Consider the following 12,269-nt stretch of genomic DNA (forward strand, 5'->3'; position numbering starts at 1 on the left):
CTGGGAGTCCGGGCCCGCGTGTCCGACCCCGGTGACGTCGCCCGGAGGTGGACGCACGGCATGGTGCAGATCTTTCGTCCGGGCGCCGACACGGTCGCCCGGGTCGTCCTGGCCTCGGTGGCCGTGGTGCCGGTCCTGTCGATGGGCCTCGCCTACGCGTACTGGCGCTCGCCCTACGCCACCCAGCAGGATGTGACCCGCGAGCAGCCGGTCCCATTCAGCCACGAGCACCATGTCGGCGGCCTCGGGATCGATTGCCGCTACTGCCACACGTCGGTGGAGAAGGCCGCCTTCCCGGGCATCCCGCCCACCGAGACCTGCATGAGCTGCCACTCGCAGGTCTGGACCAACGCGCCGATGCTGGCGCCGGTGCGCACCAGCCTTGCGGAGGGGCGGCCGCTGGAATGGCGCAAGGTCCACGCCCTGCCCCACTACGTCTACTTCAACCATTCGGTGCACGTGGCCAAGGGCGTCGGCTGCACCACCTGCCACGGCGAAGTCCAGACCATGAAGCTGGTCCGGCAGGTGGCGCCGCTCACCATGGGCTGGTGCCTCGACTGCCACCGCGATCCGGCCCCGAACCTGCGCCCCCGCGAGGCGGTGTTCGACACGCACTGGACCCCGCCGCCCGATCAGAAGACGGTCGGCGCGCAACTCGTGAAGGCCTACCACATCAAGAGCCCCCAGCGGCTCAGCGAGTGCTCCATATGCCACCGCTGAGCACCCCCTCCCGTCGCGAGGCGCTGGGCCTGCTCTCCGCGGGCATCGCCGCGGGCCTCGGCGCCTGCTCGAAACCCTCCGAGGAGCTGGTGCCCTTCGTGGTGCAGCCGGAGCAACTGCTGCCCGGCGTGCCGGCGCGTTACGCCACCGCGTTGTCGCTGGGCGGCTGGGCGCGGGGCGTCCACGCCATCGCGGTGGACGGGCGCCCGATCAAGATCGAGGGCAATCTCCAGCACCCGGCGAGCCTCGGGGCCACCGACGTCTTCGCCGAGGCCGCGATCCTTGACCTCTACGATCCAGACCGCTCGCGGACGGTGACCGAGCGGGTGAGCGGCATCGCCTCCTGGGACATGGTCGAGCGGGCGCTGGCCGCGCCCCTGGCGCAGGCGCGCCGGGAGAAGGGACGGGGCCTGCGCCTGCTCACCGGGCGGGTCACCTCGCCGACGCTCGCCCGCCAGATCGCCGCCCTGCTTCAGGCGATGCCCGAGGCGGTCTGGCACGTCCACGAGCCCCTGGACGATGCCGCCGCGCTCCGCGGCGCGGACCTCGCCTTCGGCCGCCTCTTGCGGGCGTTGCCGGATCCGGGCCGCGCCGAGATAATCTGCTGCGTCGGCGCCGACCCGCTCGGGCCCGGGCCGGACCAGATCCGGTTCGGCCGCGCGTTCATCGACCGGCGCCAGGACCCGGTACGGTTCGGCCGGCTCTACGTCGCCGAGACCGCGCTGACCCAGACCGGCATCAAGGCCGATGCCCGCTGCGCCCTCCACCCGGCCGACGCCGCCGGCCTGCTGGCCACCCTAGCGAGCAGCCTCGGCGCGAACCTCCCCGTCCCCGACCTGCCGCCGGAGGCCGCCCGGTTCGCCACGGCCGCCGCGGCGGACCTGCGCGGTGCCGAGGGCCGCGCCCTGGTCCTCGTGGGCGACGCCCTGCCGCCGGAGCTGCACGCCCTCGGCCACTGGATCAACGGCCGGCTGAAGGCCCCGGTCACGTATGTCGCCCCCCACGACGTCGCGGGCGACCATGCGCTCGCCGATCTCGCGACCCTGGCGGCGGATCTCGATCGCGGCGCGGTCTCCTGCCTCGCGATCCTCGGCTGCAACCCGGTCCAGACCGCGCCGGCCGACCTCGCCTTCGCGGACAAGATCGGCCGCGCCGGCTTCTCGGTCCATGCCGGGCTCCACGGCGACGAGACCGCGGGGGCCACGCACTGGCACCTGCCGCTGGCGCACGAGTTGGAGTGCTGGTCGGATCTGCGGGCTCTGGACGGCACTGCGAGCCTCGTCCAGCCTCTGGTCCGGCCCCTCTACGGCGGCCGCTCGGCTCACGAGATCCTGTCGCTCCTCGCGAGCGCGCCCGCCACCGCCGGCTACGACATTGTCCGGGCGACGTGGCACGACCGGGGCGGCGATGATTTCGAGGGCTGGTGGCGCAAGGCACTCCATGACGGGGTGATCCCCGACAGCGCCGCCGCCCCGGTGGATCCGGGCGAGGCGCGGCTGCCGGCCCTGCCGTTGCGGCCGCCCGTCACCGGCCTCGCCGTGGAAATGCGCCCGGATCCCTGTCTCTATGACGGCCGCTACGCCAACAATGCGTGGCTGCAGGAATGCCCGAAGCCGGTCTCGAAGCAGGTCTGGGGTAACGCCCTGGCGCTCTCGGCACGTGAGGCCGCCCGGCGCAGCCTCGCGGCCGGGGACGTGGTGCGGCTCGGGATGGATGGCCGCGCCATCGAGGCGCTGGTTTCGGTGGAATCCGGCGTGGCAGACGGGGCGGGCGTTCTGACCCTCGGTTACGGACGTCTCCGTGCCGGGGCGATCGGCAGCGGGATCGGCGCGGACGGCTACCGCCTCGCCACGGCGGCGGCGCCGCGCCTGTTGGCGGGCGTCGACGTCGAGAGGCTCGATCGGACGGGCGAGGTGCTGCGCACCCAGAATTTCACGCAGATCGAAGGCGAGACCAGGAAACTCTTCCGCCAGATCGCCCTGGCCGACCTTCCGCAGGCAAAGCCCAAGGGCATCGGCGCCGACCAGCCGACCCTCCTCGAACCCTGGACAGGCGACGCCGACGGCCATGCCTGGGCGATGGTGATCGACACCCATGCCTGCATCGGCTGCAACGCCTGCGTGGTCGCCTGCCAGTCCGAGAACAACGTCCCTATCGTCGGGCCTGAGGAGATCGCCCGGGGCCGGATGATGCACTGGCTGCGGGTCGATCTCTACGATTCCGGCACGCCCGAGGCGGTTCATGCGGGGTTCCAGCCGGTGCCGTGCATGCATTGCGAGCACGCGCCCTGCGAGCCGGTCTGTCCGGTGGCAGCGTCGGTCCATGACGGCGAGGGGCTGAACCTCCAAGTCTACAACCGCTGCGTCGGGACGCGCTTCTGCGAGGCGAACTGCCCCTACAAGGTCCGGCGCTTCAACTTCTTCGGTTACGCGGACGGCCAACCCTACGCGACAATGGGCGCCGAGAGCATCAAGGCGCAGCACAACCCGAACGTCACGGTCCGGGCCCGCGGCGTGATGGAGAAGTGCACCTACTGCATCCAGCGGATCGCAAACGAACGGCAGGATTCTGAGCGCGACGGCCGTCCGATGGGCCCGGTCGCCACCGCCTGCCAGTCCGCCTGCCCGACCCGGGCAATTACCTTCGGCGACTTGGCGAAACCCGACAGCCCGATCCGCCGCCTGCGCCAGGACCCCCGCCACTACGCCCTGATGGAGGAGCTGAACACGCGGCCCCGCACCACCTACCTCGCCGACCTCCACGCCCCGAACCCGGATCTCGGAGGGCGGACGTGAGCGGCGGCGCGCGAGGACATCGCTGGATCGCCCCGGCGCAGCTCAGCCACGGCGCGATCTCGGCGGCGATCGCCGACCCGATCCAGAAGCGCGGCCCCGGCAGGCTCTGGTTCTACGCGCTGCTGGCCACCCTTCCCTTCGTGCTGGTGACGCTCGGGGCGATCGGCGCGGTGCTTACCGTGGGGATCGGCCTGTCGGGGGTGAACACCACCGTGGTCTGGGGCTTCTCGATCGCCAACTACGTCTGGTGGATCGGCATCGGCAATGCCGGCACGCTGATCTCGTCGATGCTGCTGCTCACGCGCCAGCGCTGGCGCGCCTCGATCAACCGCTTCGCCGAGGCGATGACCCTGTTCGCCGCCGGCATCGCGGGGATCTTCCCGATCATCCATCTCGGGCGGCCGCTCTACGCCTACTGGCTGGCGCCCTACCCCAACACCATGGACCTCTGGCCGCAATGGCGCTCGGCCCTGGTGTGGGATTTCTGGGCGATCCTCAGCTACATCCTGTTCTCGGCGCTGTTCTGGTTCACCGGCCTCCTGCCCGATCTCGCCACGATGCGCGACCGGGCCACCACCCGGGCCGGCCAGATCATCTACGGCGCCCTGGCGCTGGGCTGGCGCAACTCCGCCCGGCACTGGCAGGTCTACGAGACCTACCACAAGACCATGGCGGCGCTCGCCGTGCCGCTGGTCTGCTCGGTCCACTCGATCGTCGGCCTCGACTTCGCCGCGAGCCTGATGCCCGGCTGGCAGGAGAGCATCTTCCCGCCCTACTTCGTCGTCGGCGCGATGTATTCCGGCTTCGCCATGGTGGTGATGATCGCGATCTTCATCCGCTGGGGGCTGAACCTCCAGGCGGTGATCACGCCGGCCCATTTCGACGTCATGGGCAAGGTCATGCTGTTCGCCAGCGTGATCATGACCCTGTCGTACGCCACCGAGTGGTTCATGGCCTGGTACGGCGGCGAGCGCGCCGACCGGGACGTGGTCCGCTACTTCTTCGAAGGCGACTATCGCTTCCTGTACTACGCCCTGATCGCCTGCAACTGCGTCGTGCCGCAGGCCCTGTGGTTCCCGTTCGCGCGCCGCAACCTCTGGATGCTCGCGGGGATTTCGGTGGTGATCAACATCGGGATGTGGTTCGAGCGCATCCTGATCGTCTGGAACACGCTCTCGCACGGCCACGCGATGAGCCTGTGGCGGACGTACCATACGAGCCTCTACGACCTCGCGATCCTGTTCGGGCCCCTCGGCCTGTTCGTGCTCGGCTTCCTGGTGCTGGTGCGGATCTTCCCCGTCGTGTCGATGCACGAGGTCCGGCAGGTCAGCCACAACGAGGAGGCGGCGGCATGAGTGCCACCACCAGTGCGCCCCTGCTCGCCGAGTTCGAGACCCCGGACGCCCTGGTGCGGGCGCTGCGGCTCGCCCGGGCTGACGGTCACTGCCTGCTCGACGCCTTCACGCCCTTCCCGCTGGAGGAGCTGTCGGAGGACTTTCCGCCGCCGCGCAACCCTGTGCGACTCGTGATGGCGCTGGCGGGCTTCGGGGCCGCGGCCGCGATGTACGGATTGCAATGGTACAGCGCGGTCTACGCCTACCCGCTGAATTCCGGCGGGCGGCCGCTCCATTCCTGGCCGGTCTTCACCCTGGTGCCGTTCGAGTTCGGCGTGCTGGCGGCGGCGGTGGCGGGCTTCGCCGCGCTGCTCTGGGCCTGCGGCCTGCCGCGGCTCAACCACCCGGTCCACGATATGCCGCAGTTCGAGCGGGCGAGCCAGGACCGCTTCCTGCTCCTCGTCGCCCCGAAGGCGGAGCCTGGACCCCTGCGCCGTCGGCTCGAGGAGGCTGGCGCGCTGCTGGTGTCGGAGATGCACGGATGAGGCGTGCGCTCCTCCTCGCGGTCGTTCCGGCCCTGTGCCTCGCGGCCTGCGACGATCAGTCGATGCGGGTGCAGAACCGCTACGAGGTCTACGGCAAGGCGCCGCTCTTCCCTGGTAACGCCGAGACCCAGACGCCCCCGGCCGGGACCGTCGCCCAGGGGGATGCCGCCTACGCGGCGGGCCTCGCCACGCCGCCCCGCCTCGACGCGGCCCTGCTCGCCCGCGGCAAGGAGCGCTACGAAGCGATCTGCACCCCCTGCCACGGCTATACCGGCCACGGCGACGGCATGGTCGTGCAGCGCGGTTTCCCAGCCCCGCCCTCCTACCACGAGGACCGCCTGCGGGCGGCGCCGGCCCGGTACTTCGTCGACGTAATCACCGAGGGTTACGGCGTCATGTATCCCTATGCCAACCGGGTCACGCCCCGGGACCGATGGGCCATCGCCGCCTACATCCGGGCGCTGCAGCTCTCGCAAGGCGCACGCGTCGCGGCGGTGCCGGGCCTCGCGGAGCACCTGCCATGATCGAGGCACTCGCCCGCGGCTGGCTGGTCGCCTGGCTCGTCTGGAGCACGGTGCCGGTGGGCAGCCTCATCCTGATGCTGATTCACAGGGTCACCGGCGGCCGCTGGGGCGAGGCTCTGGCGCCGGCCCTGCGGCCGGCCGCCGCCCTGGTGCCGCTCGCCGCCTTGGCCTTCCTGGGCGTGGCGCTCGCCCTGCCGGCCCTCTACCCCTGGGCGGCCGATCCCGGCTTGGTGAAGCCCGGGATCGCCGAACTTTACCTCGACCCGGCCCTGTTCGACCTACGGGCAGCGTTGACCCTCCTCGGCTGGTCGGTCCTCGCCCTGCTCTGCCTCGCCGGCCGCTGCGGTCCGCTGGCGGCGGCGCTCGGCCTCAGCTTCTACGGGCTCACCATCAGCCTCGTGGCGGTGGACTGGATCCTCTCGGTGGAGCCGCACTTCACCTCCTCCGCCTTCGCGGCCAACATCGCCCTGCACCAGATCCTGGCGGCGCTCGCCTGGGCCGCGATGGCGAGCCCGCCGGGCCTCGACGACGCGCGCGCCTCCGACCTCGCCGGGCTGATCCTCGCGACTCTCCTGGGTGTCCTCTACCTGAGCCTGATGTCCTACATCGTCGCGTGGTACGGCGACCTGCCCGAGAAGGCGGCCTGGTACCTGAAGCGCGGCACGGGAACCTGGATCGCGGTGCTGCTGGCATCGCTCACGGCCGGCGGGCTCCTGCCCTTCGCGGCCCTGCTGTTCGCCCGGATCCGGCAGAGCGCCGCCTCGTTGAGGGTGATCGGCCTCCTCGTGCTGATCGGGCTCGCCCTGCACCTCGCGTGGTACGTCCTGCCGGCCTACGACGACGGCGCGGGGCCGGCCGCCGCATGCGCGGCGCTGGGCCTCACGCTGCTGGCCGGGCTGTCGGTGCCGTTCGGTCGCCGCCTCGCCCGGATCCGGGCCGCCGGGAGGCCGCGCCATGCCTGAACAGGCGGCCGACGGCCAGCTGCATACCGGCGTTCACGACGACGCCGTGGGCCATGCCCGGCCCGGCACGGAGGCCCCCGCCCTGGCGCTGCGCCCGGTGCTGCTCACCGGCCTGTTCATCGTGGTGTTCGTCGCCGCGACGCTGGCGGGCCTGCGCTTCTACTACACGGCGACCGTGACCCTGCCGCTGATGCGCCCGCCCCGGACCTTCGCGCAGCCGCAGCTGCAGCGGGCGCCGGCGAGCGACCTCGACGCCCTCCTCCGGGACCAGAAGGGGCGGCTCACCGGCTACGCCTGGGTCGACCGCGACAAGGGCATCGCCCGCATGCCGATTGACGCCGCGATGGCCCGCCTCGCGGCCGAGGGGGATACCGGCTTCGCCGCCCCCGTCCAGCCCGAGCAGGTGCCGCCCTTCGGAAGTCGCGGCGGCGCGTCGAGCGCCCTGCCCTCGCCGGACGGGCAGCCCGGCACACAGCAGCGCGCCGCCTCCGAGGGAGCGCGCTGATGGGCTCGCTCATGCCCGCCTGGCTCATGCCGGTCGCCGCCTCCACCCAGGCCGCCAAGGTCGACCGGATCTTCATCGGCCTGACCCTGGTCTCGGCGGCCATCGTGCTCCTCGTGGTCGGCCTCGTGGTCACCTTCGCGATCCGCTTCCGCCGCGGGTCGAAGGCTGACCGGGGGCCGCTCCCCGAAGTCGTCTCCCGCGAGTTCGAGATCGGCTGGACCGCCGCCACCCTGTTCATCTTCGTGTTCATATTCTGGTGGGCGGCCTCGGCCGAGATCGGGGCCTTCTCGCCGCCGAAGGACGCGCTCGAAGTCCACGTCGTCGGCAAGCAGTGGATGTGGAAGACGCAGAGTTCCAACGGCGCCCGGGAGATCAACGAATTGCACGTGCCGGTGGGCGTGCCGGTGCGCCTGGTCCTGACCTCGCAGGACGTGATCCATTCCTTCTACATCCCGGCCTTCCGTCTGAAGCGCGACGCGGTGCCCGATCAGACCACCGAGGCGTGGTTCCAGGCCACCAAGACCGGCACGTTCCAGCTGATGTGCACCGAGTATTGCGGCACCGACCACGCCCGCATGCTCGGCCGGGTGATCGTCATGGAGCCGCAGGATTACGCGGCTTGGCTCTCGGCCCAGCCCGAGGGCGACGACCTCGCCCATCAGGGTGAGCGGCTCTTCTCCGATAAGGGCTGTTCCGGCTGCCACGCGCCAGGCTCCTCCGTGCATGCGCCGAGCCTCGCGGGGATCTGGGGGCAGGCGGTGCAGCTCGACGGCGGCAGGCTCGCCACGGTCGACGCCGCCTACGTGCGCGACTCGATCCTCCAGCCGAAGCGGGACGTCGTGGCGGGCTACGCGCCGGTCATGCCGAGCTACCAGGGCCTGCTCTCGGACGGCGAGATCCAGGCGCTCACCGCCTATATCCGCTCGCTCGGCGCGGGCCCGCGGGAGATCCGCACGCCCGGCCTGCCGCCGCTGTCCTCGCGGGTGCCCGGCGCCCAGCCCGAGCGCAGCCCCGCCATGGTGCCGGGCGCCCCCGTCTCCGACACGCCGGCGCCCGCCGGACCGGCGGTGAAGCCGTGATCCCCGCCGAGCCCCTCAGACCCGGAGTGCCCGCATGAGCACGCGCGTCGCCGAAAGCCCGGCGAGCCTCGCCGACCCGGACGAACTCGCCCTCGGCCTGCCCGAGAGCTACCTCGCGGCCGGCAGCACGCTCGGATCGTGGCTGACCTCCACCGACCACAAGCGCATCGCGATCCTCTACGCCCTGTCGGTGACGGCCTTCTTCTTCATCGGCGGCGCGGCCGCCACCCTGGTGCGGCTGGAGCTGTTCACCCCGCAGGCCGACCTCGTCGGCGCAGACACCTACAACAAGCTGTTCACGCTCCACGGCGTGATCATGGTGTGGTTCTTCCTGATCCCGTCGATCCCCACCACCTTCGGCAATTTTTTATTGCCGCTGATGATCGGCGCCCGGGACCTCGCCTTCCCCAAGCTCAACCTCGCAAGCTGGTACCTCAACGTCCTCGGCGGCCTGATCACCACGGCCGCGGTGCTGGCCGGCGGCATCGACACCGGCTGGACCTTCTACGTCCCCTACTCCACCACCTTCTCCAACACCGCCGTCACCATCGGCGTGCTCGGGGTCTTCGTCTCCGGCTTCTCGACCATCGCCACGGGGGTGAACTTCATCGCTACCACGCATCTGCTGCGGGCGCCCGGGATGACTTGGTTCCGCCTGCCGCTCTTCGTCTGGGCCATGTACACGACGAGCATCATCTTCGTGCTCGCGACGCCCGTCCTGGCGCTGACGATCCTCCTCGTTGTGGCCGAGCGATCCCTCGGTCTGCCGATCTTCGATCCGGCGAAGGGCGGCGACCCGATCCTGTTCCAGCACCTGTTCTGGTTCTACTCGCACCCGGCCGTCTACATCATGCTCCTGCCCGGCATGGGCATCGTCTCGGAGGTGATCACCTGCTTCGCGCGGCGGCGGATCTTCGGCTACGACTTCATGGTCTACGCCCTGGTGGCGATCGCGGTGATCGGCTTCTTCACCTGGGGCCACCACATGTTCACCTCGGGGATGTCGCCCTACGCGGCCCTGATCTTCTCGTTCCTGTCCTTCGTGGTCGCCGTGCCCTCGGCCATCAAGGTGTTCAACTGGACCGCCACGCTCTACCGCGGGCAGGTCGGGTTCGAATCGCCGATGCTCTACGTGCTGGGCTATATCGGCCTGTTCACCGTGGGCGGCCTGACCGGGCTGTTCCTCGCTTCGATCCCGATCGACGTCCACGTGCAGGACACCTACTTCGTCGTCGCGCATTTCCACTACATCATGGTCGGCGCGACCGTATCGGCCTACTTCGCCGGCCTGCACTTCTGGTGGCCGAAATTCACCGGCCGCATGTACCCGGAGACCTGGGCCAAGTTCGCCGCGGTGCTGATGTTCTTCGGCTTCAACCTGACCTTCTTCCCGCAATTCATCGCGGGCTATCTCGGCATGCCGCGGCGCTACCACGTCTATCCGCCGGAGTTCCAGGTCTGGAACGTGCTCTCCTCCTCGGGCGCGGCGGTTCTGGCGGCGGCCTACCTGATGCCGCTCGGCTATCTCACGTGGTCGCTGGTCTTCGGGGAGCGGGCGGTGAACGACCCCTGGAACGCCTCGGGCCTCGAATGGCGCACGACCTCGCCGCCGCCGCGGGACAATTTCTTCGGCCATCCCGCCGTGCTCGGCAAGCCCTACAACTACCACCCGGAGGGCGCGGAGCCGCTGCACGACCAGCCGCGCATCCCCTCGCAAGGCTCGCTTACATGAGCGACCCTTCCGTCGCCCCCAAGGTGCTGCTGCGGGAGCCCTGGGATGGCCTGAGACTCCCTGAGGCGGAGGCGCTGTCCGACCAGCGCTTCGGCGCGACCTTCGGCATCTGGATCTTCATCGCCAGCGAGGTGCTGTTCTTCGGGGCGTTGTTCCTGTTCTACGCAGCCGTTCGGGCCGAGCATGCGGAGGCCTTCGCGGCGGCCGCCCGCGAGACCAACATCGTCTACGGCACGGTGAACACCGCGCTCCTGCTCACGAGCGGCCTGACCGCGGCGGCCGCCTCCCGGGCCTCCGAGCACGCCGCCTTGAGCCGGATGACCCTCTGGTGCCTCGTGGCGACGGCGCTGCTCGGCCTCGCCTTCCTGGCGGTGAAGGGCCTGGAGTACCGCGAGGACATCGCCGGGCACCTCGTGCCGGGGGCGGGCTTCAAGCTGCCGGAGCCGTCCGCCCAGCTGTTCTTCGGCTTCTACTGGCTCTCGACCGGCATCCACGGGATCCACCTCGCCATCGGCATCGGCCTCGTGGCGCGGCTGATCGTGATCGGCTGGCGCCATCCGGATCGCGTTCCCGGGAACCCGCAGATCGAGGTGACGATGCTCTACTGGGGGTTCGTCGACATGGTCTGGCTGTTCCTCTATCCGGCCCTTTACCTCGTGGGGGGCGCCGGATGAGCGCCCCCGTCTCCGCGGGCGCCGTGTGGCGCCGGGTGCTGCCGGGCTGGCTCGGCCTGATGGCTCTGCTGGCGGTCAGTTGCGCCCTCGCCTACGCGCCGCTGGGTACCTGGACTGTAGCGGTGGGCTTCGGCATCGCCGCCACGCAAGCCTTGCTCGTCGCCCTGCTGTTCATGCGGCTGGACAGCGCGAGCGCCCTCATCCAACTGACGGCGGCCTGCGGTCTGTTCTGGTCGGCGATCCTGTTCACCCTGTCGCTGGCCGACGTCCTAAGCCGCCTCACGCGCTCCTGAGCCCGCCTCAGCGTGCCCAATAGACTGTGGTCGTCCCGCACGGCTCCAGGCTGATGCGCTTCGTCTTTCGCACGGTGTCGAACCCGGCTTGGCACAGGGCTTCGTCGAGATCGGCCGGGCTCACGGAATGGCGCAGACGCACTGACCTCACCGGTATGTTTGCAATATGCTGGCCGATCTGCATCAACGCCTCAGATAGCATCGCTTGGAACGCGTCGCCACAGACGGTCATCGCGGTCCTTCAGGCAATGATCATGTCATTGGTCATTTCTTCAAGGTCACACCCGATGCATGCGCGTACCGGGAGCGATAGGCGTACGGGATCGGCGACGCGGATGAAGGCTGCTCACCGCTTTCAGAGCGCAAGGATGATAGATTAGCGCGTACCATATCGACCGTCGCACATACATGATCCTGGACGGCCCTGAAATCGACAATCGTTTCTTGCAATTTTTGTTGCAGCAGCAAGCTTTCAGTCCGCAACCGTCGAGCTCTTGCCAGGGTCTCGTCGACCGATGCGCGAAGCCTCACAAAGGCAACGTCTTCATCAAGCATGTCGTCACCACGGCCGCCACTCTCGGCTAAACACGTGAGGTGGTCAACTTCTACACAACTGAAAGTTGGCATTCGGGTCGACGGAATGCCGCTGAGTCATGCCGCCCTGTACCATCGTAGCCTCTTGAAGTTCCAAGCAGTCTGCGGCCACACGGTCCCGGCTTCTCAGTCGAGTCGGACGCGGAGCCTGCGGCTATATCTGCTTCAATGCTTATGCCTTCCAGAAGCGCGCCGGTAGAATTTCACCCGACTTCGCCCATCAGAGATTGCAACAAGACCAATGGTGCGGGCAAAAAAGGAATGTCGGCGTCCTTGCGCAGGCAAGCGGCAAGCAGCCGGTCGTGCGACACGACGTGAACGTTCACAACCGACAAGAAGCTGACCCTGCGGATTTTCACGTCCGGACGATGCGTTTCTCCAGCTTGAATCAAGCAGCAGTTTTTCCGCGCACCGCTAATACAGCAGCGAATAATTTGCGGCCTTGATCCTGATCTAGGTGAGTGCGCAGTCCTGCCGTTGACATAGGTGAATTTCTTCATCGCCGCGGAAAA

At 69.3% G+C, this 12,269-nt stretch carries 13 protein-coding genes; 11 read left to right on the plus strand and 2 right to left on the minus strand.

The genetic code is table 11. From position 1 onward, the window contains the following. The first annotated feature begins 60 nt into the window (after positions 1–60). Genes ACLBX9_RS29575 through ACLBX9_RS29625 form a run of 11 tightly spaced genes read left to right on the plus strand, consistent with a single transcriptional unit; the run spans position 61 to position 11,163 of the window. Positions 61–720, plus strand: coding sequence for a cytochrome c3 family protein (locus ACLBX9_RS29575; protein WP_447721417.1), 660 nt, complete (start codon positions 61–63; stop codon positions 718–720). Further along, the gene (locus ACLBX9_RS29580; protein WP_447721418.1) at positions 708–3,515 is read left to right on the plus strand and encodes a 4Fe-4S dicluster domain-containing protein; all 2,808 of its coding nucleotides are present in this window, start codon (positions 708–710) and stop codon (positions 3,513–3,515) included. The genes ACLBX9_RS29575 and ACLBX9_RS29580 overlap by 13 nt, the downstream gene beginning before the upstream one ends. Continuing rightward, positions 3,512–4,870 (plus strand): NrfD/PsrC family molybdoenzyme membrane anchor subunit, encoded by a 1,359-nt coding sequence (gene nrfD / locus ACLBX9_RS29585; RefSeq protein ID WP_010683903.1) that lies wholly within the window; start codon positions 3,512–3,514, stop codon positions 4,868–4,870. The genes ACLBX9_RS29580 and nrfD overlap by 4 nt, the downstream gene beginning before the upstream one ends. Continuing rightward, a complete protein-coding gene (locus tag ACLBX9_RS29590) occupies positions 4,867–5,394 on the plus strand; it encodes a DUF3341 domain-containing protein (protein ID WP_010683902.1) in 528 nt (175 codons plus the stop codon). The genes nrfD and ACLBX9_RS29590 overlap by 4 nt, the downstream gene beginning before the upstream one ends. After that, the gene (locus ACLBX9_RS29595) at positions 5,391–5,918 is read left to right on the plus strand and encodes a c-type cytochrome (protein ID WP_010683901.1); all 528 of its coding nucleotides are present in this window, start codon (positions 5,391–5,393) and stop codon (positions 5,916–5,918) included. Before ACLBX9_RS29590 ends, ACLBX9_RS29595 begins: the two co-directional genes overlap by 4 nt. Then, positions 5,915–6,880, plus strand: a complete 966-nt coding sequence (locus ACLBX9_RS29600; RefSeq protein ID WP_447721419.1) for a hypothetical protein — start codon at positions 5,915–5,917, stop codon at positions 6,878–6,880. Before ACLBX9_RS29595 ends, ACLBX9_RS29600 begins: the two co-directional genes overlap by 4 nt. After that, positions 6,873–7,385: a hypothetical protein gene (locus tag ACLBX9_RS29605; RefSeq protein WP_447721420.1), complete on the plus strand. Its 513-nt coding sequence runs from the start codon at positions 6,873–6,875 to the stop codon at positions 7,383–7,385. The genes ACLBX9_RS29600 and ACLBX9_RS29605 overlap by 8 nt, the downstream gene beginning before the upstream one ends. Further along, a complete protein-coding gene (gene coxB / locus ACLBX9_RS29610) occupies positions 7,385–8,464 on the plus strand; it encodes a cytochrome c oxidase subunit II (protein ID WP_447721421.1) in 1,080 nt (359 codons plus the stop codon). Before ACLBX9_RS29605 ends, coxB begins: the two co-directional genes overlap by 1 nt. 34 nt (positions 8,465–8,498) lie before the next feature. Then, on the plus strand, positions 8,499–10,196 hold the full coding sequence (gene ctaD / locus ACLBX9_RS29615; RefSeq protein WP_447721422.1) for a cytochrome c oxidase subunit I: 1,698 nt from the start codon (positions 8,499–8,501) through the stop codon (positions 10,194–10,196). Beyond that, positions 10,193–10,870: a cytochrome c oxidase subunit 3 gene (locus tag ACLBX9_RS29620; RefSeq protein ID WP_447721423.1), complete on the plus strand. Its 678-nt coding sequence runs from the start codon at positions 10,193–10,195 to the stop codon at positions 10,868–10,870. Before ctaD ends, ACLBX9_RS29620 begins: the two co-directional genes overlap by 4 nt. Continuing rightward, on the plus strand, positions 10,867–11,163 hold the full coding sequence (locus tag ACLBX9_RS29625; RefSeq protein WP_447721424.1) for a cytochrome C oxidase subunit IV family protein: 297 nt from the start codon (positions 10,867–10,869) through the stop codon (positions 11,161–11,163). The genes ACLBX9_RS29620 and ACLBX9_RS29625 overlap by 4 nt, the downstream gene beginning before the upstream one ends. A gap of 264 nt (positions 11,164–11,427) precedes the next feature. Here ACLBX9_RS29625 and ACLBX9_RS29630 read toward each other — a convergent pair whose 3' ends face one another. Next, positions 11,428–11,718, minus strand: a complete 291-nt coding sequence (locus ACLBX9_RS29630) for a hypothetical protein (protein ID WP_447721425.1) — start codon at positions 11,716–11,718, stop codon at positions 11,428–11,430. A gap of 242 nt (positions 11,719–11,960) precedes the next feature. Continuing rightward, positions 11,961–12,257 carry a hypothetical protein gene (locus ACLBX9_RS29635; RefSeq protein WP_447721426.1) on the minus strand — a complete coding sequence of 99 codons (297 nt, stop codon included), beginning with the start codon at positions 12,255–12,257 and terminating at the stop codon, positions 11,961–11,963. Between the last annotated feature and the right edge of the window lie 12 nt (positions 12,258–12,269).

It is taken from the genome of Methylobacterium sp. A49B (assembly GCF_053346215.1).

Coding starts and splice junctions, on each gene's coding strand:
- ACLBX9_RS29580 (WP_447721418.1), top strand. CDS start 708: ATGCCACCGCTGAGCACCCCCTCCCGTCGCGAGGCGCTGGGCCTGCTC.
- ctaD (WP_447721422.1), top strand. CDS start 8,499: ATGAGCACGCGCGTCGCCGAAAGCCCGGCGAGCCTCGCCGACCCGGAC.
- ACLBX9_RS29595 (WP_010683901.1), top strand. CDS start 5,391: ATGAGGCGTGCGCTCCTCCTCGCGGTCGTTCCGGCCCTGTGCCTCGCG.
- ACLBX9_RS29590 (WP_010683902.1), top strand. CDS start 4,867: ATGAGTGCCACCACCAGTGCGCCCCTGCTCGCCGAGTTCGAGACCCCG.
- ACLBX9_RS29620 (WP_447721423.1), top strand. CDS start 10,193: ATGAGCGACCCTTCCGTCGCCCCCAAGGTGCTGCTGCGGGAGCCCTGG.
- coxB (WP_447721421.1), top strand. CDS start 7,385: ATGGGCTCGCTCATGCCCGCCTGGCTCATGCCGGTCGCCGCCTCCACC.
- ACLBX9_RS29625 (WP_447721424.1), top strand. CDS start 10,867: ATGAGCGCCCCCGTCTCCGCGGGCGCCGTGTGGCGCCGGGTGCTGCCG.
- ACLBX9_RS29630 (WP_447721425.1), bottom strand. CDS start 11,718: ATGCTTGATGAAGACGTTGCCTTTGTGAGGCTTCGCGCATCGGTCGAC.
- ACLBX9_RS29635 (WP_447721426.1), bottom strand. CDS start 12,257: ATGAAGAAATTCACCTATGTCAACGGCAGGACTGCGCACTCACCTAGA.
- ACLBX9_RS29575 (WP_447721417.1), top strand. CDS start 61: ATGGTGCAGATCTTTCGTCCGGGCGCCGACACGGTCGCCCGGGTCGTC.
- ACLBX9_RS29605 (WP_447721420.1), top strand. CDS start 6,873: ATGCCTGAACAGGCGGCCGACGGCCAGCTGCATACCGGCGTTCACGAC.
- ACLBX9_RS29600 (WP_447721419.1), top strand. CDS start 5,915: ATGATCGAGGCACTCGCCCGCGGCTGGCTGGTCGCCTGGCTCGTCTGG.